A 23,114-nucleotide genomic window follows, 5' to 3' on the forward strand; every position below is an offset into this window, starting at 1 on the left:
GAGCGAACAATGTTCGTCCGCAGTTCGTCGTGGACGGCGGTATTTGCCAAGGTCCCTTTTTCTATTGTTTCGAAGGCGTGTTCTATCATGCGGATTCTGCTCACTCTGCTATCGCTAACCGTGGCGTTTGCCACCGAGGCAAACGCGGGCGATTCCATTCGATTGCCGGTGATAAAGGACAACTCGATTGTGATGGTCGATGGCGAGTGGGACCAGAACGCAGGGCAACAAGGCCAGATCCGTGTCAAAGGCAACCAACATATCGTCACCATGGCGTTTGATATGTCCGCCGTCGCGGGCAAACGCGTCAAGCGAGCCACGCTGGTGTGCGTTCAAGGAGAACAACACATTTCCGGTGTCACGCTGTCCACGATCGCGTGCCCCTGGGATGAAGCTCGTTCCGCCGGTCTGACCGCAGGGATCGAAGGCGTCGACGACTGGGGATACTCGGGTGCTCGGTTTCCAGCCGTCTCTGGCGGTAATGCCTTTACACTGGTTCATCAGTCCGGTTCATTGGTCCGTGATGGCAATTATCATTGGGACGTGCTATCGGACATGGTCCATGCGATGGCGTTGGGTGTCGCGGATGGTTTGGCCATTCACGAACACGACGCGGACTATCGGCGAAACCCGACCATTTTCTCGCATCAGCAGTCGAGCAAGAAACCGTATCTACTCGTCGAACTCGACGATTCGGATGAAGCGGATCCCGAGGCGGCCACGGACCTGCAATTGGAATCCCCTGATATCCATTCCGCTGAGCTGACGCTGACGTCGCCAATGCACGGATTTGCCTATGAGGTTACCGTGGATGGCAGTCCGCTCGGCCGACACAATATTCCGCTGGTAGCCCCCGGGCACCCGCAAACGATTCCGCTTCGCGACCTGCCTTCGTCGATCACCCCTGACCAACCGTATGAAATCCGCGTTGTCACCCTGAATCGCACAGGCCAACGTTCACCGCCCGCCGTACTGCGAGGCGTGATCCTGAAGTCGGGACCAGTCGATCGACCGTCGCTAGCGTTTGCACCACCACACCCTTCGCCAATCCCTGGGCTGAGCGTGATTCCGGTCACGGACAAGTTTGATGCGTCGGGAAAGGCTGTGGGCGAACTTCCCGAAAACTATCGGACTCACAATCCAATTTTTGACGGTAAACGAGTGCAGCTCGCTGCCGCGGCGGGCGAAGTCGTCGGATTTCAGCTGTTACTGCGACGCGACGACAGCGAACAAGCATCCGTAAATGTCCATGTAAATGTACCTCAGGCACGTGTTGATCTACACCAGGCGGTTTATGTGCCGGCAAACGGCCGCATGATCCCCGATCCACTGTTACCGCTGTCTGAATCCGTTTCGCTCAAACCTGATACAGATCAATGCATTGTTGCCGACATCTACATTCCGTTTGATGCATCGCCGGGTGTTCGCACTGGGAAAATCACGATCTCTGACGGACGTGTGGTTCCGCTGTCAATCAAAGTCCATCCCTTCACGTTGCCTCGCCAGGCGACATTCTTGTGCGAGATGAATGGCTATGGACTTCCCGATCACGTTAACGACTACTATGCTTTGCAGCAGATTGCGTATGACCACCGCGTGCACGCCAACATCTTGCACTACTCGCACGACACTGCAGCCCCCGGCGCAAGGAAAAGCAACCTTGATATGCGTCTTCGTTCCGGGCGACGGATGAACAATCAGCGATACGATGACATTCAACCAAATTCCATAACGGGCTACTGGAACGATTTTGCAGAAGCCTTCGGGCCGTACATCGATGGTTCGCTGTTCCAAAATGGGCATCGTGGTCCGATCCCGGCACCCGGCTTCTACTTGACGTTTCACGAAAGCTGGCCACTGAATTGCCGAGCCTATTTCAATGGCGATCCGGACGCCTACCAGGCGTTTAATGCACACCCTGAGTATGCTCGAACGTACGTCAATATCTTGCAAGACTTTGCGAGACTTGCCGATTCCAAAGGATGGAATCAAACCGGATTCCAGGTCTACTTCAATAACAAAGGATCGCTCGAGCAAACGACGAAAGCGCCGTGGATTTTGGATGAACCGACCAGCTATTGGGATTACCGGGCGTTACAGTTTTATGGAGAATTGACCGATCGCGGCCGCGAAGTCACAGCCGATGTGCAGATCGATTATCGCATCGACATTTCGCGTCCCGAATATTGCCGAGGCCAGTTGCACGGCCGCGACGATCTATGGGTTGTCTCCTCCGCCGCGTTCCAAAACTACCGGCGTCTGGTCACCGACCGCATGCAACGTGATGGATTGAAGGCGTGGGTTTATGGAACAACGAATCACGTCCACGAGACCAATCGCAACGTCCAAGCCTGGGCACTGGACGCATGGCAATACGGAGCGACCGGTATCGTTCCCTGGCAAACGGTCAACAAAACCGGCAGTGCATTGACAAAAGCAGATCAACTGGGACTGTTTATCTTCGACAAAGCTCCTGATGGCCAAACGGTCGTTCGGCACTCGCTGCGATTAAAAGCCTATCGAGATGCACAGCAATTGATCGAATACCTGAACCTGCTGCAGCATCAACGGGGTTGGACTCGTCAGCAGATGCGACGATTTGTCAGCCAATACGTCGATCTGAACGTTCAGGTTCACAAAACCAATGAAGCGGACGCCGGAACGTCCGCTTACGGCAAACTGTCGGCAGCCGGACTGGAGAGTCTTCGCCTGGCAACGGCAAAGCTGCTGGCGGCGGACTAAGCACAGACTCGCATCGATCGAGAATCAGCTATGAAACGCTCAAGCAAAAACGAGCGTAGTGGATCTGCCTAAAGATCCTTTACGGAAAGGAGATCTTTAGCATGATCGACTGCGGCAAGACTCGGCGGGCGTTTGGATCAGGGCTTCGAGTCCAACGACAAGCACAAACGCGGAACACACCGTGCTTGTGAATGGTGGGTCGTCAGCCACACCCTCTCGATTTATTCGAAATGCCTAACCCTATTGGTCGAAAATGGGGGCGGGATCGGGTACGATTTTGCTCACGTCCCCTTTCTGGAAGCCCATTTGAATCGAAATATGATCGACCCGAACGCCCCGCCTCAATCTCCGCAATCCTCGTCCACATCCCCCACGCTGTGGCAAACGTATCGGCCGCACATTATTTCCGCGGTGCTGCTGATCGTGCTCGGTGCAATCGCGGTGGCGATGATCAACAGTGGCGGCGAACGCCGAAGAGCAGCCGAACCGATGGAAATCCGTGACCGTTGATCGTGCACCGTTAATTTGTCGGGGCGTTTTGGACGCGGCGCTTCGTTGATCAGCGAAGCTATCGCACCAGCCGGATCCCCAGTGGCAACGAGTCTCCGAAAATCGCCGCTTCCTCTTCGCTTTCGAGTCGCCCACCGTTCCTTAATAGTTCAAGGTAATGAGGAGGCGCCGATCGGCTGGCAAGATATTCGATCACTTCCTCTCGCACTTGCGGTGCCAAGTCGCGATAGCGGTCACCAGTTTTTCGTGCGATCTGTACCAACGCCAGCATCCAAACCGATTCGTGCGCGGCCGCATCCGTGCTGCGGTCCAAGCGAATCAATGACTCGATCCAATTTGCAACTTCGTGTGCCCCGACACATCCATTCAGCGGACCATACAGCGGTTGGCGACTGCCCAAACGACCGATCGCCCACAATAGAGCATGACGGATCTTTTCGTTTTTCTTGTGCAAGACCGCTTCGATCGCAACTCGTCCTAATGTGACTTTGTCGCTGACCGCCAAACGTTCCAAAGATCCGATCAATCGCCACGCTTCGGCAGCCTCGTGGGGCTCGACTTTTCGCGTTCGATTTTTTAGAGCACTGATCCATGGGGCGGCGAGCTGAGCCTGTTGCCCCGCGGTTAATCCTCCCGAAATCCGTCGCCACAAGATCATCGATTCGGTACGCGATGCGGCGGCGGGGAACACCAATTTGTTGTGCACACACCGCCACACTTGCGAGACTCGCCAATCATCGACGGCGACGCCGTATCCCGGCCGCAAGCAGAATCCGACGAGATTGAGCCAGCGTGATTCGTGCTGCGGCGATTGACGACGGCCTTGTTGGTTGTCCAGCAGAAATTGCCATTGGTCACGAAGCAGCGACGGGGGCCAATCGTTGCGATGCGTTTCGGTAATCTCTTGCAACCGCTTTACCAGCTGGTTGGGTTTCAGCTTTGTCACCGAGTCACCAAACACGCTTCGAATCGCCTCAGCACATTCGGCCACGGTGTCCGAATCCACGATCCCACGCGCTTCGCCGGTTCCGGTGTGGGCATCCCGGTCCGTTTCCAGCGTGCTGCGAATATCGAACTCCAGACGCCAACGTTTGCTCGATTCACTATCAACGCAGTACAAACCGACCGTCCCAATCTCACTCAACTCCGCTTCGATAACGACATTGATCGTTTCGTCCTTGCGTCGTTTTCCCTGCACCAATGCGGTACAGATCGGCGGCAAAGGCGAAAATTCTTTGCGATCGATTTCAATCAAAGCTCCTACCGGGTCGGCCAACCGCGTACTGCTGACCCACAACGGAAACTGCACCGGCGCCCCGATCTGCAGTTCCAGTGGATGTCCATCGGCACGGAATCGTTGGCCAGCTTCGGCGGTGCCGGGAATCAAGCATAACCCTCGCGGCGGGTTGTCCGCGACTTGCATGTAATAGGAGCGTCCAAGATTTGCGGCGATTCGAACTCCGTGCCCGCGACGCACACCCGCGTAATAGGCCGCTCCTTGCGCGACCGCCAAATCGAGCCGAGGCGAATCCAATACCCCCGGCTTCCAATCGGCATCGTCCCCGGCGAACCATCGCGACAACGAATCTACAATTCGCTGGCGAACCGCGGGCGCTGACATCACGCCGCCATTGAACAAGACCAACGCTGGTCGTTCCGCCGAGTCATCGTCTTGTTCATCCAGTCCCGTGCGGCGGTGGGTGTGCAGAAATTCGGCCAGATGTCGCGTGATCGCCGCATCCGCCGCGTAGGGCAACCCAAACTCTTGAAATCCACTGTCGCCCGCAACGGCGGTTGCGTCCAATTCAACCATCGGGAAAAAGCCATCCATCAGTGCCGCATCGATCTCCGCGGCAGTGACTTCGACCTGCATGCTACCACCGACCAATCGTGAACCCTCCGAGGGCAAATGAATCGTGTAGGACTCGGGGCGATCATGTTGCAGCATCGTTTCCTTGACCGTCCGCGAAACCTGGACCAAGCGATCCCATTGGCTCGGCGACAATGCGTTGCTCGTCCCCGAGGCGATAATTTTTGATTCGGCGAGTTTCGCCACCGCTAAATCCAAATTGTCGCCCCCGAGAATCAAGTGATCGCCGACGGCGACGCGGTGGAACTGAATTTGGTCTCCCGATTCACCCGCGGCGCGAACGCGGATCAGCGTCAAGTCGGTGGTGCCACCTCCGATATCGCAAACCAATATCAATTGTCCCGGCTGAACACGGCTCTGCCACTGGTCTTGTTGACGGTCGATCCAGGCATAGAATGCGGCTTGCGGTTCTTCGATTAAATAGACTCGTGATAGCCCCGCTTTTTTCGCGGCCGCCACCGTTAATTCTCTCGCCACCTCGTCAAACGAGGCGGGCAGCGTGATCACGACGTCCTGCTGAGCCAGCGGATCATCGGGGTGCGAGTGATCCCACGCGGACCGCAGATGTTCCAAGTAGCGAGCTGACGCATCGACCGGCGACAACCGTGTCACGTCGGCATCGCCGTGCCAGGGCAAAAGATCGGCGGTGCGATCGACGCCCTCGTGCGACAGCCAACTTTTCGCCGATGCGGCTCGTCGGCCCGGATGACGGTGCCCCGCATCGCGGGCCAGCACTCCGACGCAAAAGGGCGTGACCGCGTCTTGCCAAGGCAACCGATGACCACCCGCACTTTCGTCCGCGGTCAATTCATAGTGAAACGAAGGCAACGTTTCTCGATTTTCGCATTGCCCAAAGTCAATCCACTGAGTGATCGGAAACGTCTCGGTGGTCCAGCGATCCTTTTCCGTATCAATAAAACAGAGAGCGCAGTTCGTCGTTCCTAGATCGATCCCAACCACGTAGCGTGAAGGTCGAGTTTCAAGGTCATCAGCAATGGGATCAGAGTTTGACACAACGAGCGTATTAATGAGGGAAGTTAATGAGGGATGATTCTTGCAGTGGCGGACAATTGGCCAATCAAACACTTGAGGGATCTCCGCCCGCCAAGGCATTTCAGGTTATACTGCGAAAGCAATTTCTGCCATCCGCTGACCTATCAATCCCTCCTTCCCTAGTGACGTTGATTATGACGGATTTCTCCTCTCAAACTCCAAACGATCCCCCTGCGACAAGCTCGACTCACGTTCCTCCGGCTGCGAGACACACGAATCCGCGACACTGGAATCGGCGTCAGGCAGTGGCGGGGTCCATTGCGACCGCAGCCGCATTGGTGGGTGCCGTGTCGAGCGCCGCAGCCCCTCAGGATGAGGGGCAAAACCGCGACGCTGATCCAGGCACCGATCAAGCTGACCGAGCGACCGCAAACAAGACCAACCCGATTGCGGTGTCAACCTATTCGTATTGGCGGTACCGCGACGACAGTAAGTTATCGATCGAAGAATGCATTGATTTGGCGGCGGACACTGGGTTCGACGCGGTTGAGATTCTGCATGTGCAAATGCAAGACGAATCCAATGCGACACTGCAACGGATCAAGCAACTCGCGTTTCGCCGCGGCATGTCCTTGTGTGGTTTTTCCACTCACCAGTCGTTCGTTTCCCCGGACGCTGCAAAACGTCAAGAGGCGATTGACCACACCAATCATTGCATCGAGCTTGCTTATGCGATGGGGATTCCCACGATCCGCGTGAACACAGGACGCTGGGGAACCTCAGGCAGCTTTGACGAGCTGATGAAGAACAAAGGCATCGAACCGCGGTTGGAAGGATACACCGATGACGACGGTTTCAAATGGGTCCGTGATTCGCTGGAGCAATGTTTGCCGACGGCGGAAAAGTGCGGAGTGGTGTTGGGACTCGAAAACCACTGGGGACTTGGACGGACAGCGGATGGCGTTTTGCGAGTCGTTGGTGAAGTCGATTCCCCCTGGCTGCGAGTGACACTCGATACCGGAAACTTCCTCGAAGACCAATACGCCCAATATCGACAACTTGCCCCCGAGGCAGTCTTTGTGCAAGCCAAGACCTACTACGGAGGCGGCACATGGTACACGCTGGAGATCGACTACAACGAGGTCGCCGCGATCTTGAAAGCCGCAAACTATCGCGGCTATATCTCGCTCGAATTCGAGGGCAAAGAGGCTCACGAAACCGCGATCCCCAAGAGCCTGCAGATGCTCCGCAACGCCTTTGCCAACGCGTAGCGGCCAGCGGAATTCCGCAGCGTTCATTCACTGCGATCGAGGTGGTTAGCGGCGCGGCGCGAGCCGCCCGCTAAATTTTGAACGTCTAAATCGCTGCTACCGGACCGCTTGCGCCGCGAGCGCTAACAAACCGGGTGGGGACAGACGCCGCGCCGCACTGCTACCAATTTAGATGGTGCTGGCCGCTGTGCCGTGACATAACATCACAAATTCTAATTGCGATAGATCGTCCCGGAATAACGTGTCGGAGTCATTCCGACAATACGTTTGGAGATCCGAGTTGCCAGCACTTTTGCGTCGAGGTGTTCGTCCATCGTGAATGGGCGTTGGTTGGGTAACCGCTGGAATTCAATTGCCCCCAGGAACGCGATACCATCGGATAAAGCGATCTTGATACAGAATGGCCGACTTGCCCGTCCGTGTGCCGCATGGGGAGCGGGTTCCAACAGCAAGTCGTCACAGGCATATTTGGCGAAGCGGCGAATGCTGCCACCTTGTTCAAACAGATCAATCTTGCACGCGTCGGAAAAATCAGGAACGACCAATTGCACCAACGCCGCCAATTCATGATCCAGCGAACCAGAAACATTTCGCCCCGCAAGCCGGTCTGCCATGAAATTTAATGCGACCGAGAGTCCATCGTCCAAATCGCCTTCTCCGTCCACGCTTGGGTTCGTGTCACCGTCGTGAGCAATCGCTCTCATTCGTTCGACAAATTGTTGATTGTGCAATCTCATTACCGCCGCCTCGCTTCTTCTTATCTTATGGCTACAAACCGTTTCAAATTAAATTAGAAGTTGCTTCCGTTATGGCATCAACTTCCAAACGTTAACGTGTTTTCAAGCAGGCGGTGGATTTCGCCCAGTTCACGAGTCAGTTCCATCGTCCGCGGCGAGAAAGGCGACTTTTCGTAATGCATTTGCACGCTTAACACGCTCAGGCGAATTTCCAATGACTCAATTGCCTCGGTAACGCGATTTAAATCCTTGATCGCGTCGCTCGAAAGTGACACGTTGCTGCTGTGAGAATACATGACTGGCTCCAACAAAAATGCGGGACGCACTCACTCGGTTTGCCCCAAAATGAATTTACATGAGTTTTTATTCCTATCGACAACACCAACGCCCAGAACGTCACGTTACCACCGCTCGCACCATCGGAATGAGATAATGAATAGATCAAGGCGGAAACCGCCAGGGAATCATCTGGTACGAACTCGCTAACTCTGCTGCCCCATCGTTTCGACTTCGCTCAAGCATTTGCAAAAAGCTCGATTCTGCCGAGCGTTGCGTTCGTCGTGTGGCTGATTTTGATCATCCGAGCAGCGTTAAAACAGGAGAGATTCCCGCTCTTCTCTCTGGGGGATTCCCCTACTGAACATAAGTGCGGTGGATTCTACGAAGCGTGTCTAAAACGCTACAATGAGGAGAAGATAGCTTTGGTGAAGCTGTGTTTCGCCCCAACCGACGACCAATCACGTTAGCCAAGGCGATCGACGAATGGCACCTTGCTAGCCCGTTTCATGATTTGGCATATCGAAGCCAGAACGTTTTTCGGCTACGTCAGGTTGACATTCGACCAAGCCAGCAGCGAGTGATGGCATTGAATTCATATAAAATTAGCGAAAACGTGGAATAATTGTGGGGATAAATCAAGAGAACCCGTCATCGGCGGCCAAAGAACAGGGCGACTCCGAAGACGGAGATTCCAGCCAGACGGTGGCTCATTTTCCGATCGTGGGCGTGGGTGCGTCCGCGGGCGGTCTGGACGCGTTGCGACGTTTGCTCGAAGCGATGCCGGATCGGCCCAACGTTGCGGTTGTGATTATCCAGCATCTAGCCCGCGATAAACCGAGCCTCGCACCCGAGCTGCTCGCCAAGTTCACGTCGATGCAGGTCCGGCAAGTTCGCGATCAAATGATCGTCGAGCCCAATTGTGTCTATATCATCCCACCGGGCCAATTTTTAGAAATCGAAGAAGGCCGGCTGAAATTGCTAGCGATGCACGAGCCACGCACCGCGCCGGTGGTCGTCGATCAATTCTTCCGTACATTAGCCAAGGATCAAAACCGCTGCGCCGTCGGGGTCATCCTGTCAGGCACCGGCAGCGATGGCACGTTGGGGATCAAAGCAATCAAAGAAGCCGGTGGGTTCGTGATTGCCCAAGATCCGAATACTGCCGAATACGATGGCATGCCGGTAAGCGCCATTGAAACGGGAATGGTCGATCAGGTGTTGTCACCTGCCGAAATCGTCGCTGCGATCACCCGCTTTGCAAGACACCCCTACCTGCTACAAAGCCGATTGGCTGATGCAGCTGACTCAGCGGAAACCGACGACAACACCGCCAATGTCGATCTGTCGTTTGAATCGTTCGACGCGATCGTGTCGCTGTTGCTGAAACATGCCCATCGAGATTTTCGCAACTACAAAGAGAGCACGTTGCTACGACGAACCCGTCGACGGATGTGTTTAAAGCAGATCGAGGACGTTTCGCACTATCTGCAATACCTCGAAGGGCATCCTGATGAAATTGCGGCGTTGTCAAAAGACTTGCTGATCAGCGTGACCGACTTTTTTCGAGATGCGGATGCGTGGCAGGAACTAGCGACGCAAATCATTCCCAAAATCGTGGCCGCCAAATCAAGTGATAGTGAAACAAGTGACTGCAACGCGAACGACCATCTTATTCGCGTTTGGATTCCGGGTTGCGCCACGGGCGAAGAAGCCTATACGGTGTCGATGCTGTTTCTCGATGAGCTCAGTAAACAACAGAAAGGATGCACGCTTCAGGTTTTTGCGTCCGACGTGGACAAACAGGCACTTAGCTATGCACGCGAGGGACGTTACCCCTCCAGTATCCAAGCGGATGTGTCGCTCACAAAAATTAAACGATACTTTGTTGCCGACGAGGATGACGATCACTTTCGAGTCAACAAAACGCTTCGCGATGCGGTCGTATTTGCCGAACAAAATTTGATTGCGGATCCCCCTTTTTCTCAGCTTGATTTGATTTGTTGCCGCAACGTCTTGATCTACCTCAAGCCGGAAACGCAAAAAAAGGTAATGGCACTGTTTCACTTTGCCTTGCAACCGGGCGGACATCTGATGCTGGGGACGGCCGAAACCGTTGGTCGTCAAGACGATTTGTTTTCGACGATCAGCAAACGTTGGCGTATCTTCCAACGAATTGGTCCCACGCGGCATGATCGTGTTGATTTCCCAATCATGTTGGGGCATACACGACGCGACTTTACCACCCCGCCTCCTCTGCAACGTCGTGACAAACGAATTACCCAACTGATCCAAAAACGTTTACTCGATATCGTTGCGCCTCGCGCTATTCTGATCGATCGTCAATGGCAAATCCTGTATATCAACGGCGACGTCAACCCATTTCTGCAACACGCCTCGGGAGTCCCCACGGACGATTTGCTGAGCAAACTTCGTAGCGAACTAAAATCGAGGCTCCGCGACGCGGTCCGCAAGTCATTTTCCGAAAAACGGACCGTCCAATTCAGCAGTCGATTGGATCATGATGGGCACAGCACCCAAGTGCCAATCGAGGTTCGTTTGCTGGACGATTCGGAGCACGACGATGCGTTTGCGCTAATTATTTTTGGGCGGACGGCCAATGCACCCTCGTCCGACAAAACTGTTGCTTCGCAAACCGATCACGACGTCGTTCATCTCAATGGCGACCCGCCAAACGCCTCGACACACGACGAGACGGAATCGACGATCCGCCACCTCGAAAGTGAATTAAATTCGCTCAAAGACGAACTACAGTCTTCGCTCGAGCAGTTTGAAATTGCTCATGAAGAGTATAAAGCGTCCAACGAAGAGGTGATGAGTGTTAATGAAGAATTGCAGAGTACGAATGAAGAGCTGGAAACCAGCAAAGAGGAACTGCAATCACTCAACGAAGAACTGGCCACCGTCAATCAACAATTGGCAGCGAAGATTGATGAACTCGAAACCAAACACGCCGACTTAGAGAATTTGATTTCGGCGACGGAAATCCCCACCATTTGTTTGGACAACGAGCTAACCATTCGCTGGTTCACCCCCTCGGCTCAATCTTTGATCCGCATGCGGCGGTCGGATCATGGGCGTCCGCTGTGTGATCTAGCAAACGATTTCCAAGATGGCAATTTGGCCGATGAATGTGCGGAGGTGCTGAAGCAATTAAAGCCACTCGAAAGCGAAGTCAGTTGTCGTGATGGCCGGGTGTTCATACGACGTGTACTGCCGTATCGATCGGGTGGTGACCACGTTGAGGGTGTCGTGGTGACGATGCTCGATATCTCGGAACGGAAAAAACGCGAAGAAGAACTGCGAGCAAGTGAAGCGCAACTGCGGCACGCGCTGCGTGTGGACGGTATCGGTATCTTATTTTTCGATGCCGAGGGAACTTTGATTGATTGCAATGATTGGTTCTTGAACCGGACGGGATACACGCGAAAAGAGGTTCAGACGCACGCGTTGACGCAGCTGAACATTAATCCGCCGCCGGAATGGTCCCAAGTGGCATCGGAGCAGTTTGATGAACTTGATAAAACGGGACACTTGGGCCCTTACGAAAAACAATTCCAATGCAAGAGCGGCTCGCTGTTGTGGATGATGTTATCTGGATATTCGCGAGACGACGGCACCATCGTCGCTCATTGCATCGATATCGGCGAACGAAAGCGAGTCGAAGCGGAGTTGCACGCGACCGAGCAAAAACTTCGACTTGCTTCCAACGCCGCTAATTTGGGCTGGTATTCCTACGATGCCATCAACCATACCTTGGCCTGGTCCAACGAATTGCGCAACGTTGCTCAAATTCGACCCGATGAGCCGGTCACGTGCGATCGAGTCACTCAGTTAATCTACGAAAAAGATCGTGAGCGATACCTCGCGCATCTATCGGACACCCTCGCAGAGTGCGATGACAACGGGTATCGATCCGAGTTCCGGGTGGTCAACGATTCAGCGGAAATTCGCTGGATCGAAGATCGTGGCAAAGTCATTTACGCGGAAAACCAGGGCAAACGGTCGCCTCGTTTCGCCGTCGGCATGTGGATGGATATTACCGAGCGAAAGAACGCCGAAGAAAGCATTCGCGAGTTAAACCGAACACTCGAAGAGCAAGTTCTACAGCGAACCGAATTTCTCGACATTCTGCAGAGCACCACGCGTGTCGCCAATGAGGCCAGGACCGTCGAAACTGCGATGCGCGCCGCTCTGCAGCGGATTGCAACACACAACGGCTGGCTGATCGGTCATTTATGGCGACTGTGCAGTGACGGAAGTGGACAAATGGAAAGCTCTGGACTTTGGCATGTCCGAGACGATGCCCAAGAGCGACTGTCTCACTTGCATGACTTTCGTGAACGACGTGGCCAGAAGCGATTCACGTGTGGCGAAGGGTTGATCGGCACCGTGCTGCAGACGGGCGAGCCACAATGGGTCGAAGATGCGTTACTCGATCCGGCCCTGCATCGCATTTCGGACCTCGGCTTTCACGCCGCCATCGCCTTTCCCATCACGGTGGATGACGAAGTCGTTGCGATCATGGAGTTTCTTTCGGATCAGGTCCTTCCGCGTCACGACCGCTTTCTCGAAATCCTTCCCGATGTCGGGATTCAACTGGGGCACGTGATTGCCCGAAAGCGTCTCGAAGAAATCGTCTCTCAAATTTCAGTGATCGAACAACAACGGATTGGCCGCGAATTGCATGATGGCATCGCGCAACAATTAACCGGGGGCGCGTTGATCGCTGAATCACTTCGTCGCAACTTGCCCGCCGAGATGGAATCGCAACTCGAGAACGTGAAACACCTCAGCGATATCCTCAAGCAAACTCATCAAGATGTCCGCCGACTGTCCGACGGGCTGTTGCCGAATTCCATCGATTCGGTTGAACTGTTAGCGGGATTACAAGGCCTTGCCGCTGAAACGACACGACGTTTTCACATTCCGTGTGAAGTGCAGGCAACACAGTTCGACGAGTCGTACATCACTAACGATGCAGCCGCCTTTGTGATCTATCAAATCGCTTGCGAAGCGGTGCACAACGCAGTGAAGCACGCTCAATCGAAGCGAATCCGCATCGAATTATCGACCACAAATCAATTTTCGATGACGGTGTATGATGATGGAGTCGGCATTTCAGAATCACACCCCAAAACGAATACCAATGGGCTGCACATCATGCGATATCGCGCCGAATCAGCCGGAGGCGAGCTCCATATCGATTCGGTCGCTAACCAAGGTACATCCATTACGCTCACCATTCCTCATCGGAGTTGTCAATCATGACTAAGACACTGTCCACCGTCGCACGGATTGCGGTGGTGGACGACCACGGTATTGTCCGTTTCGGCTATTCTCAGCTCATCAACCAAGAACCCGATATGAAGGTTTGCGGGATGGCAAGCAGTGAACAAGAAGGACACACACTGCTGACGAAGGAATCCCCTGAGCTTGCTATCATTGACTTGTCGCTGAAAGAAGGCAATGGACTGGATTTGATTCAATCGATCACCAAAACGCTTCCTCAATTGAAAATCCTGGTGATCTCGGCGCATGACGAAAGCTTGTATGCGCATCGTGTATTGGCGGCCGGAGCACGCGGGTACATCAATAAGGAAGAGGCGCCCGAGAAATTGATCGAAGGAATCCATGCCTTGCTTCAAGGCGACTTTTTCTTTAGCGAATCGGTCACTAAAACCCTCATTCGTGGACGCTTGGGGAGTGTGAAACCGGCCGTCGTGCAAGGCCTCGAGTCATTGACGAACCGCGAACTTCAAGTGTTCGAACAGATTGGCAATGGACATAGCACACGTGAAATTGCCGACACCCTCTTTTTGAGCGTGAAAACCATCGAACGGCATAAGGAAAACATCAAAAGCAAACTTCACATCGATCATGCGACCCAATTGGTCCGCCATGCCACTCAGTGGGTGATGAAGCGGGGCTACTGATAGCGGGCACGCACGAGCCTAATCGAAATAACCGTGAACTGCGGGCAACATGAGCAGCCTTTGGGTTTACGCCAATGTCATAGAACACCTGAATTTTGTTTTACATATTTCTGACATTCGCTTCCTCATCTCGACAGACGCCGCGGTGTAAAATCGGTACGGGAACGCCCACTAAGACTTAGGCGTTCAGCTTCGTTTTTGGTTCGAAAATACTCTCGCTGGCGAGATCATCTGATGGGTTCTCTTCGTTGCTGCTTTCTAATCGCGACGTCCGTTGCCCTGCTGGGACACGTTGCCACGTTGGCGGCGGAACCGCCGGCTGACGCCTCGCAAATCACAACGTTGCCGGATCTGGATCGTGCAATTCACGATGCGATGCAGTCTCGTAAATTCGACACCGCAGTCAAATTGATTGAAAAATCGCTCGATGATAAAGCAGTCGCTTCACGTGATTATCTGCTCTATTTAAAGGCAAACGCTTTGGCGGAATCGGGCGTCCACGATGACGCCCTCGCTGCGTACGAAACGCTCGAAAAGCAATATCCCGACAGCGCTTGGGTACCACGGGCTCGCTTTGGCCGCGCTCATGTGATGGTGCTGCGTCACCAGTACAAAGACGCCGGTGCGATCTACGCCGCCGAAGCGGAGCGTTTGCTCTCGCGTGATCGCAAAGACGAACTCGCAAAACTGTACCTTGAATATGCCGATCGTTACTTCGAGGGTATTGCTTCGGAGGATCCATCGCAGCTGAAAAAGCCAGATTACAAACAAGCACTCACCTATTACATCGAAGCGGTGAAACTTGGCCCGTCGGCCTCGCTGCGACAAACGATTGAATTCCGTATCGCCCGTTGCCAAGAAGAATTGCAGTCTTATGGAGCGGCGCGTTTAGCCTACCAAGATTTTTTGAAAAAGTACAAGCGTGCCGATCCCGAATCGGACGCGGCGGCGCCGCCCGCCACCCTTGCCGAAGCGACGTTTCGGCTAGGAGATGTCGAGCTGAAACTCGGCAAAAACGCAGAGGCGCGCAAAACGTGGCAAGATTTCTTGAGTTCTTGGAAAGCAGTCGACGCGGGTGAAGATACCGTGGCGATTGATGAATACTTGGCTCGCGCGGAGTACGAGATCGCACACACTTACGGTCTTCCCACCCCCGCATCGATTCGCGATTTAGAACTGGCGACCACTGCGGCGGAGCGGTTTCTAAGTCACCATCCCGAACACGAGCTTGCCTCGAAAGCCGAGCTTCAGATCGCACAAGGCTTTGCGCACCATCGTCGCCACACTCAAGCGGCGGAGCGTCTGGAATCCTTGATTGACACGACTGCCTACGCCGAAACCCCCGAAGTCGCTGTTGCGCGTCAAATGCTCGGGCAACAGTTCTTGGCGCAAGAGAAGTTTAATGAAGCAATTGCCGCCTGGCGAGCTTTCCTGGAGAACCACCCAGCAGACCCTCATTGGCCTGAAGTTCAAAAACGGATCGTCGATACCGAATTCGCCAAGGCTGCATACGCGAAGAGGCAAAAGAAGTTCGGAGAGGCTCGTGATTTGTGGACCACTTTTCTGAACAATCATCCGCTCGATGCACGCGCTGCGAAGATCTTGTTGACGCTTGGTAAAATGAAGTCATCCGAGGCATCGGAATTGCACAACCAACGTGTTGCCAAGGTGATCGAAGATGGCAAGTCGGCTCAGTCCGTTGATTTAGACAAACAGACCAAGCAGCTTTTCCAAGACGCGATCTCCGATTGGCGACGCGTGGTCAACAAATACCCCGATGCCCGCGAAGCGTCTATTGCTTCGTTGTTAATCGGCATCACTTTGGAGGAACGCCTCGGGAAACCGAAGGAAGCACTCGAAGCCTACAAACAAGTCAGCAATAACGTTCGCGCGGCACAACGCATCCGCCGCTTGACTTCGCCCACGCTGCAAATTGTCACAGAACGAAAATTCCGCAGCGATGAACAACCTCGAATCAAGCTAACCACACGCAACTTGGAAAACGTGACGGTTAAAACCTATCGCGTCGACATGATCGACTATTTCCGCAAGATGCATTTGGCCAGCGGGATCGAAACACTCGATATCGCGTTGATCGATCCCGACTCGCAATTTGTTCACAAGATCGAGAACAACGAACAGTACAAACAGGTCGAAGGGGATATCGAAATCCCCGTAGATGGCCCTTCGGTTACCGCCGTTACGGTATCGAGCGACAAACTCGAAGCAACCACGATGGTGGTCGTTAGCGACATCGACATCCTCGTAAAATCATCTCGCAATGAATTGTTCCTGTTCGCCGAAAACATGCGATTAGGCAAACCGGCCGCCGGGGTCAGTGTGCTGATGAGCGACGGGGACAAGGTGTTCGCCGAAGAAATCACCGGCGACGACGGCATTTTGCAAACGCAGTTGAGCGAACTTCGGTCGATTAAGGACTTGCGCGTGTTCGCGGTCCAGGAAGGCCACATGGCTTCGACGGTCACCAATTTGAACGGGCTCGATTTCGCCGTGGGGCTGACGCCGCGAGGATACTTGTATACCGACCGCCCTGCGTATCGCAGCGGACAGCTTGTCAATATCAAGGGTGTCGTCCGCTGGGTCGATCAAGATCGCCACACCTTTAAAGCGGGCGAGAAGTTTAAGCTCGACGTCTACGACTCGCGAGGACGTCAATTGCAATCAAGTGATGTTTCACTTGGCGACTTTGGCACGGTTAGCGGCAATATTCTGCTCCCGAGCACCGCGACACCCGGCGACTATCGCGTTCATTTGCACCGCATCACTTCGGGTGAATCGGATCGCGTCGGAACCTTGTCGTTCGAGGCAACGTTTAAAGTCAGCGAGTACAAACTCGAGCCAGTCCAGCTTTCGGTCGAACCGGAAAAACAAGTCTATCATCGTGGCGAAACCATTCGAGCCACGGTGCAGTTGAAGTATTACTACGGCACACCGCTGGCAAACGAATCGATTCGCTATCGACTCGGCAACGACGCAGCAGTTTCCGAAGGCGAAACCGATAAAGAGGGCAAACTATCGATCGAATTCGACACGGCCTCGTTTGACGAATCGCAACCCCTTCGTTTGACGGTTGAAAATCCCCAGCGGAATCTGACCACGACACACACGGTGTTTCTGTCGACGCGTGGATTTGAAATCGCAGCCTCAACAACAAGAGATGTGTTCCTGAATGGCGAATCATTTGAAACGCTTTTCAAAGTCTCTGACCCTGCCGGGAAACCGATTGAGACACCTCTAAGTGTCGAAGTTTTCATGCAAACCGTCACCGATGGCCGCCCGGGCGAGAAGCTCGTCGAGCGCCATGATCTTTCCAGCGACGATGACGATGGCGAGGCCCGGTTAACGCTGAACCTTGATGAACCAGGCATCTACGTGATTCGTGCCACGGGGACTGACCAATTTCAAAATAGGATCAGTGGCGAGAATCGAATCCGCATCTCCGGCGACAAGGACACCACGCGACTTAGAATCCTAGCGGATCGTCATCGCTACCAGGTAGGTGATAAAGCGGCCGTGAATCTGCATTGGCGTGAGGCACCGGCGCTGGCTCTGCTGACATTCGAAGGTGCGTCGATTCTCGATTATCAACTTGTCACGCTTGCCTCGGGCGATAACAAAATCGAGCTGCCGATGAAATCATCGTTCGCGCCCAACGTCTTTTTGTCGGTAGCGGTGATGACCAAGAATCAGTTTCACTCGGCGCAAAGTGAGTTTCGTGTATCGCAAACGCTGCAGATCTCGCTGAAACCGCATTCACAACAATTAAAACCGGGTGACGACTTGACCGTCGAAATCACGGTGACCGATCCGCAAGGCAATCCGGTCAAGTCCGAGTTGTCTCTGGGCTTGGTGCAAACGAACCTACTCAACACATTTAGCAACGTCCAGGATGCGATCGAAGCATTCTTTTCCGAGGGAATCCGCCGCACCGCGATCCGGAAGAGCACAAGTTGTACGTTCACTTATCGCCCGGCCACACAAAATGTCAGCGAATCATCGTTGGCGGAAGCGGAACGTGTGGAAATATTAGAGCGTGAGACTCGCGCACTCGCCGATTTAAGCGGACGGATGCTGCCGCCGACTGCAATGCACGATCGGAGGCTTAATGCAGCGGTTCCCATTGTTGGCGACTTCGCCGTTGCCACGGATTGGATGATGAATGGGGGCGAGCTAAATAGTGACGTGGGCGTCGACTTCGATGTTGACAATGAGATGGATGGACTGAGTCAATTTATTGAACCGTTCGGAGGGACGGATGATCCGTTCGGTGAGGATGTGCAACAATCCGAGCTCGGACAAATGCCGTCTTCGCAAGTCTGGGATTCTCTTTCTCGTCGTCGTTTGTCCGTCAGAGGTTCCAGTGAATCAACAGCGGGGTATGCCGTTCAAGCGAACATTCCCCAGGCTGCCAACGTACCGATGGAGCAAAATGCACAATTGTTCTTTGATCAATCGCCGGTATGGCGTGTTGTTCCGCAAACAGAATACTTTGACAGCTCCGTGACCCAAAACCTCAACTCAAACTCGATGGTCAATGGAGTGACCGCTGATGGGGCATTGATCGTGCTGAAAGGACGAGCCGATATAGAACGGAAAATTCGTGAACTCGGGTTCCAGTGGTTGCCCACGATGGCACACGCTGAAACGGCGTTCTGGGATCCAACAGTGGACACCGATGACCAAGGGCACGCGACCATCACCATCACGATGCCTGCAAAATCCACGGCATGGCGTCTTACCGCTAAAGGCATCAACACAGAAACACTCGCCGGCGAAGCTAGCGAGGATGTAATCACCAAACGCGACCTGTTCGGTATCCTTAAAACGCCGCTTGCCTTTACCGCGGGCGACAAGACGAAACTGCCCATCGAAATCCATCATGGCCCCGGCGACAAACGATCGGTATCCGTTTCGCTGAAAACGACCTTCGGCGACCCGTCCACTACCGATTCCAAATCGGTCTCCCAAACGAAGACGATCGAAATCGATGGCGAGGGGATTCAGAAATTGGCAATCCCGATCGAAATTGAATCCGCGTCAAGTGTGACGTTTGAGTTAACAGTCACCTCGGACGGTGAACCCGATGATGTCACAAGCGAAGTCGTCGCGGTTCGGCCATTCGGATTCCCGGTTTTCCAAACCGCTAGCGGTACTTCGTCGCAAAACACTGTGGCGCTCATTGGACTGGACAAGGATCAGCCCACCGAAAGTTCCTCGTTGGAAATCCTGATCGGTCCGAGTGTCAATCGATCGTTGTTAGAAAGTGTCCTCGGAAGCAGTCCGAATCCGCTGTTCAACTGCGGCTTGCCCTCGGCGAGTCCAATCGAGCGTGCCATATCCGATGCAATGGGTGGCACGGCCTTACTGAAGATGATTGGCCAATCAAGAGATTCGAACACGCCCGAAGGTCAAGCGTTGTCGGGGCGAGTTGCCTCGGCGGTGACGCAACTCGTCTCGGCGGCACGCGACCAAGGCGGATGGTCATGGTCGGGGAATCCTGAGGCCAAAGCTGCGGATCCCTATTTGTCATCACGTGTGATGTGGGCCCTTCATGTCGCTCGCAGCATTGGTTTCCCTGTTCCACAAGCGACGATTGAAAAGGGAAAAGCCTATTTACAGACGGCGTTTACCGAGACGGATTCGAGTGACCTCGAGCGACAAACCGTTCTATTGCATGCGATGGCAGTCTCGAAATGCGGCGATTTCTCGCTCGCCAATCGACTGTATCGCGAACGCAATCGATTGAGTCTCTCAGGGTTGATCCATTTAGCACTGACGCTCGCCGAAATGAATCACAAAGAGATGGGGCTCGAGATTTTGCCGCTCATCAAAATTCCCGGCGGCGATTCGCAGCTCAGCGCTGAGGATCGCGACACGGTGTTGCCATGGATGCGGAATGTGACGGAGTTGCAGGCGATCTATTTGTTGGCACTGCAAGAAATGGATCCTCAAAATCCGGATGCGGCGAAAATGACGGAGTCGTTATTGTCAGCACGCGTTGGATCGCGTTGGCCAATCGAAAAAGTAAACGGACCTGCGATTACCGCTTTGGCGAAATGGAACGCTGCGGCGGACAATGCTTCCGAGCCGTTTGAACTGACGCTTACTGTCAACGATCACGAACTCGAAATGCTGGCGATTGATCCTCGTAAAGACGCCACGCGTCGCATCGTGATCGATGAAAGTTTGCTGAGCCGCGAAAAGCCCAATCGGATCGAATTCAATTTGGTAGGACGTGCCACCTTCAGCTACTCTGCCGTTTTGACGGGCTTCGTTTCCGCAGACAAAATCAAGAGTTCGACAAAACAGTGGACCGTCAGTCGAATCTACGAACCCGCTCCGAAACAACTCGACGGCCGCGACGTGCCACGCGGGTTTGGCGTTGTCAACGGCAGCTACCGCTCGTTCACTAACGCGTTGACTCAATTGCCGGTGGGCCAGCGAGGTGTCGTCACACTCAATCCACGTCGACACCACGTTACCAACCGTACCGGCGAAAAGTACGACTATCTCGTGCTGACCGAACCGATTCCAGCGGGATGTTCGGTACTGGACGGTTCTGTGTCAGGACAATTTGAACGGTTTGAAATTGAACCGGGCCACATCACGTTCTACATCGGAGATCGAAATTATCCTTCGGATATCAAATACACGTTGGTGGGCAGTATCCCAGGGAACTTTCGTGCTGCCCAGTCGATTCTGCGTAGCTTTTACGAACCTTCGCTGTTTTCCATCTCGGAAGTCAAAGCTCTCGAAGTGCTCGATGTCGGCGAGGCGTCCGTAGATGAGTACCGATTGACCCCCGACGAGCAGTATTATTTCGGCAAACACGCGTTTGAGAACGCCGACTTCGACGCGGCGCATCGCTATTTGACCGAGCTGGTCGAAAATTGGCAACTCGATGCGGAAAAATTCAAGAACGCGACGCAGTGGTTGTTTGCTTCGTCACTGAAACGAAAAAGTCACAGTGACACCGTCAAATACTTTGAAGTGCTAAAAGAGAAATTCCCGGACGTTGAAATTTCGTTCGAGGATATTTTGAAAGTGGCCAAGTCGTATCGCGAGCTCGGCGAATATGAACGCAGCTACTTGGTGTATCGAGCGACGGTTCAAGCCAGCTTTGAACGTGAATCGCAAGTCGCCGGGTTCTTAAACGAACGAGGCGAATTCGTGCGTAGCGTGCAAGTGATGGAGCGGTTACTGCATGACTATCCGGCCGAAGCCTATGTTGCCACGGCGACGTATGCGTTGGCTCAGGAAACGTATCGACGCGCCGCCAAAGCGAGCGAAGATGCCAAGCTGAAATCGGCTGAGATAACGCGAGTGCACTTGATTCATGCGGCAATCAAGATGCTTGATAACTTTGTCACGACCTGGCCCAAGGATCCCGCAGACGATCAAGCCAGTTTCGCATTGGCAACGGCCCTGATCGATCTAGAACAGTTCGAGTTCGCGATCGATCGCTGTGATAAATACGCTCAGCGTTATTCGCAGAGTCGGTTGCTCGATTCGTTTTGGTACATGATCGGGTACTGTCATTTTGAACTCGAACATCCCGAAGCAGCGCTTCAGATGTGTCGCAAAGTAGCTGAGGCGACGTTCCCCAATCCCGATACCGGCGGCACTCGAGTTGCCGACAATCGCTGGGAAGCGACCTATATCATGGGCCAGGTCTATCACAGTTTGGGCGATGCTGCCGATGCGATTGCGGAATACACCAAAGTCAAAGAGCGGTTCACTGACGCTGCCGAAGCGATCCGCTTTTTTAATCGCAAGGCGGTCGAGCTCGATGAAGTCACCACGATCAAGCCCGACGATCCTAAAACCGTCGAGCTGCGCTTTCGAAATATCTCCGAAGCGGTCGTGAAGGTTTACCGAATCGATCTGATGAAGTTTGGATTGCTACAACGAAACTTGGACCGCATTACTGCAATCAACTTGGCCGGAATCAAACCGTATCACGAGGCCACGGTCGAATTGGGGGATGGACGTGATTTTCGTGATCGTGAAAAGACGCTCGAGTTGCCGCTCAGTGATGAAGGAGCCTATTTAATTGTATGTCGAGGCGAAAACCTGTATGCGTCAGGATTGGTGTTGGTGAGCCCGCTGGAACTTGTCGTGCAAGAAGACGCCACATCGGGACGCGTCCGAGTCAGTGTCAAAGACACAACGAGTGACCAATTCCTTAACAAGGTTCATGTAAAGGTCATCGGATCGGTAAACGATCAATTTGTATCGGATGATACCGACCTGCGTGGCTTGATGATCGCCGACGACATCAAGGGAACCAGCACCGTGATTGCGGCTCATCAAAACAATCAATACGCGTTTTATCGAGGCAAGGTCGATCTGCAATCATCGGTCGCCGCAGCGAACACATCTCCAAGCTCGGGTAATGCGTCGGCCGAGGCCGCCCCAAACGCCATGGCTGGACAGAAGCCGCAGAGCAAAGGCAAAGCGGGGCTGCGAGACAACCTGTTTCGGCAGAATTCGATTTACCAGGAAGAACAACAGTTGAATTTCGAGGGGCTGCTCAATAACGAGCGGCGCGGCATTACGACTAAAGAAGCTTATAAGTAAAAGCTGAACGTTTAATGGCCATTTTGGTAGCGGAGCGGCGCGAGCCTGGTCCACTAAAACGTTGGTATTTACGTCGGATAATGGGGGTGAGTTTTTCTTCCGGCCGATACTGCAGTTACCTCTCCACCGACGAAGTCAGGGGAGAGGTAGCAGAAAA

At 53.8% G+C, this 23,114-nt stretch carries 9 protein-coding genes; 6 read left to right on the forward strand and 3 right to left on the reverse strand.

The features are described from left to right. The first annotated feature begins 87 nt into the window (after positions 1–87). Both ABD971_RS19875 and ABD971_RS19880 read left to right on the forward strand, forming a co-directional pair. Positions 88–2,742 (forward strand): hypothetical protein, encoded by a 2,655-nt coding sequence (locus tag ABD971_RS19875; RefSeq protein WP_345324931.1) that lies wholly within the window; start codon positions 88–90, stop codon positions 2,740–2,742. Positions 2,743–3,060: 318 nt separating this feature from the next. Further along, positions 3,061–3,252 (forward strand): hypothetical protein, encoded by a 192-nt coding sequence (locus ABD971_RS19880; protein WP_339942099.1) that lies wholly within the window; start codon positions 3,061–3,063, stop codon positions 3,250–3,252. Between the two features lie 58 nt (positions 3,253–3,310). On the opposite strand, the gene ABD971_RS19885 is transcribed toward ABD971_RS19880, so the two are convergent. Beyond that, positions 3,311–6,136, reverse strand: a complete 2,826-nt coding sequence (locus ABD971_RS19885) for an Hsp70 family protein (protein WP_345324933.1) — start codon at positions 6,134–6,136, stop codon at positions 3,311–3,313. A gap of 173 nt (positions 6,137–6,309) precedes the next feature. On the opposite strand from ABD971_RS19885, the gene ABD971_RS19890 reads away from it, so the two are divergent. After that, entirely contained in the window at positions 6,310–7,386 is a 1,077-nt protein-coding gene (locus tag ABD971_RS19890; protein ID WP_345324935.1) for a sugar phosphate isomerase/epimerase family protein, read from the forward strand. Positions 7,387–7,598: 212 nt separating this feature from the next. Here the strand turns inward: ABD971_RS19890 and ABD971_RS19895 are convergent, their stop codons facing one another. Together ABD971_RS19895 and ABD971_RS19900 are read right to left on the reverse strand one after the other, a co-directional pair. Continuing rightward, the gene (locus ABD971_RS19895; RefSeq protein ID WP_345324937.1) at positions 7,599–8,123 is read right to left on the reverse strand and encodes a hypothetical protein; all 525 of its coding nucleotides are present in this window, start codon (positions 8,121–8,123) and stop codon (positions 7,599–7,601) included. Between the two features lie 77 nt (positions 8,124–8,200). After that, positions 8,201–8,419, reverse strand: coding sequence for a hypothetical protein (locus ABD971_RS19900; protein WP_345324939.1), 219 nt, complete (start codon positions 8,417–8,419; stop codon positions 8,201–8,203). Positions 8,420–9,026: 607 nt separating this feature from the next. Here ABD971_RS19900 and ABD971_RS19905 point away from each other — a divergent pair. The 3 genes from ABD971_RS19905 to ABD971_RS19915 all read left to right on the forward strand — a co-directional run bounded on the left by ABD971_RS19905 (position 9,027) and on the right by ABD971_RS19915 (position 22,957). Then, positions 9,027–13,691, forward strand: a complete 4,665-nt coding sequence (locus ABD971_RS19905; RefSeq protein ID WP_345324941.1) for a chemotaxis protein CheB — start codon at positions 9,027–9,029, stop codon at positions 13,689–13,691. Further along, on the forward strand, positions 13,688–14,356 hold the full coding sequence (locus tag ABD971_RS19910) for a response regulator (RefSeq protein ID WP_339942093.1): 669 nt from the start codon (positions 13,688–13,690) through the stop codon (positions 14,354–14,356). Before ABD971_RS19905 ends, ABD971_RS19910 begins: the two co-directional genes overlap by 4 nt. Positions 14,357–14,590: 234 nt before the next feature. Continuing rightward, on the forward strand, positions 14,591–22,957 hold the full coding sequence (locus ABD971_RS19915; RefSeq protein WP_345324944.1) for a tetratricopeptide repeat protein: 8,367 nt from the start codon (positions 14,591–14,593) through the stop codon (positions 22,955–22,957). The last annotated feature ends 157 nt before the right edge of the window (positions 22,958–23,114 follow it).

This window comes from Novipirellula rosea (assembly GCF_039541335.1).
Classification (GTDB): Bacteria; Planctomycetota; Planctomycetia; order Pirellulales; family Pirellulaceae; genus Novipirellula; species Novipirellula rosea.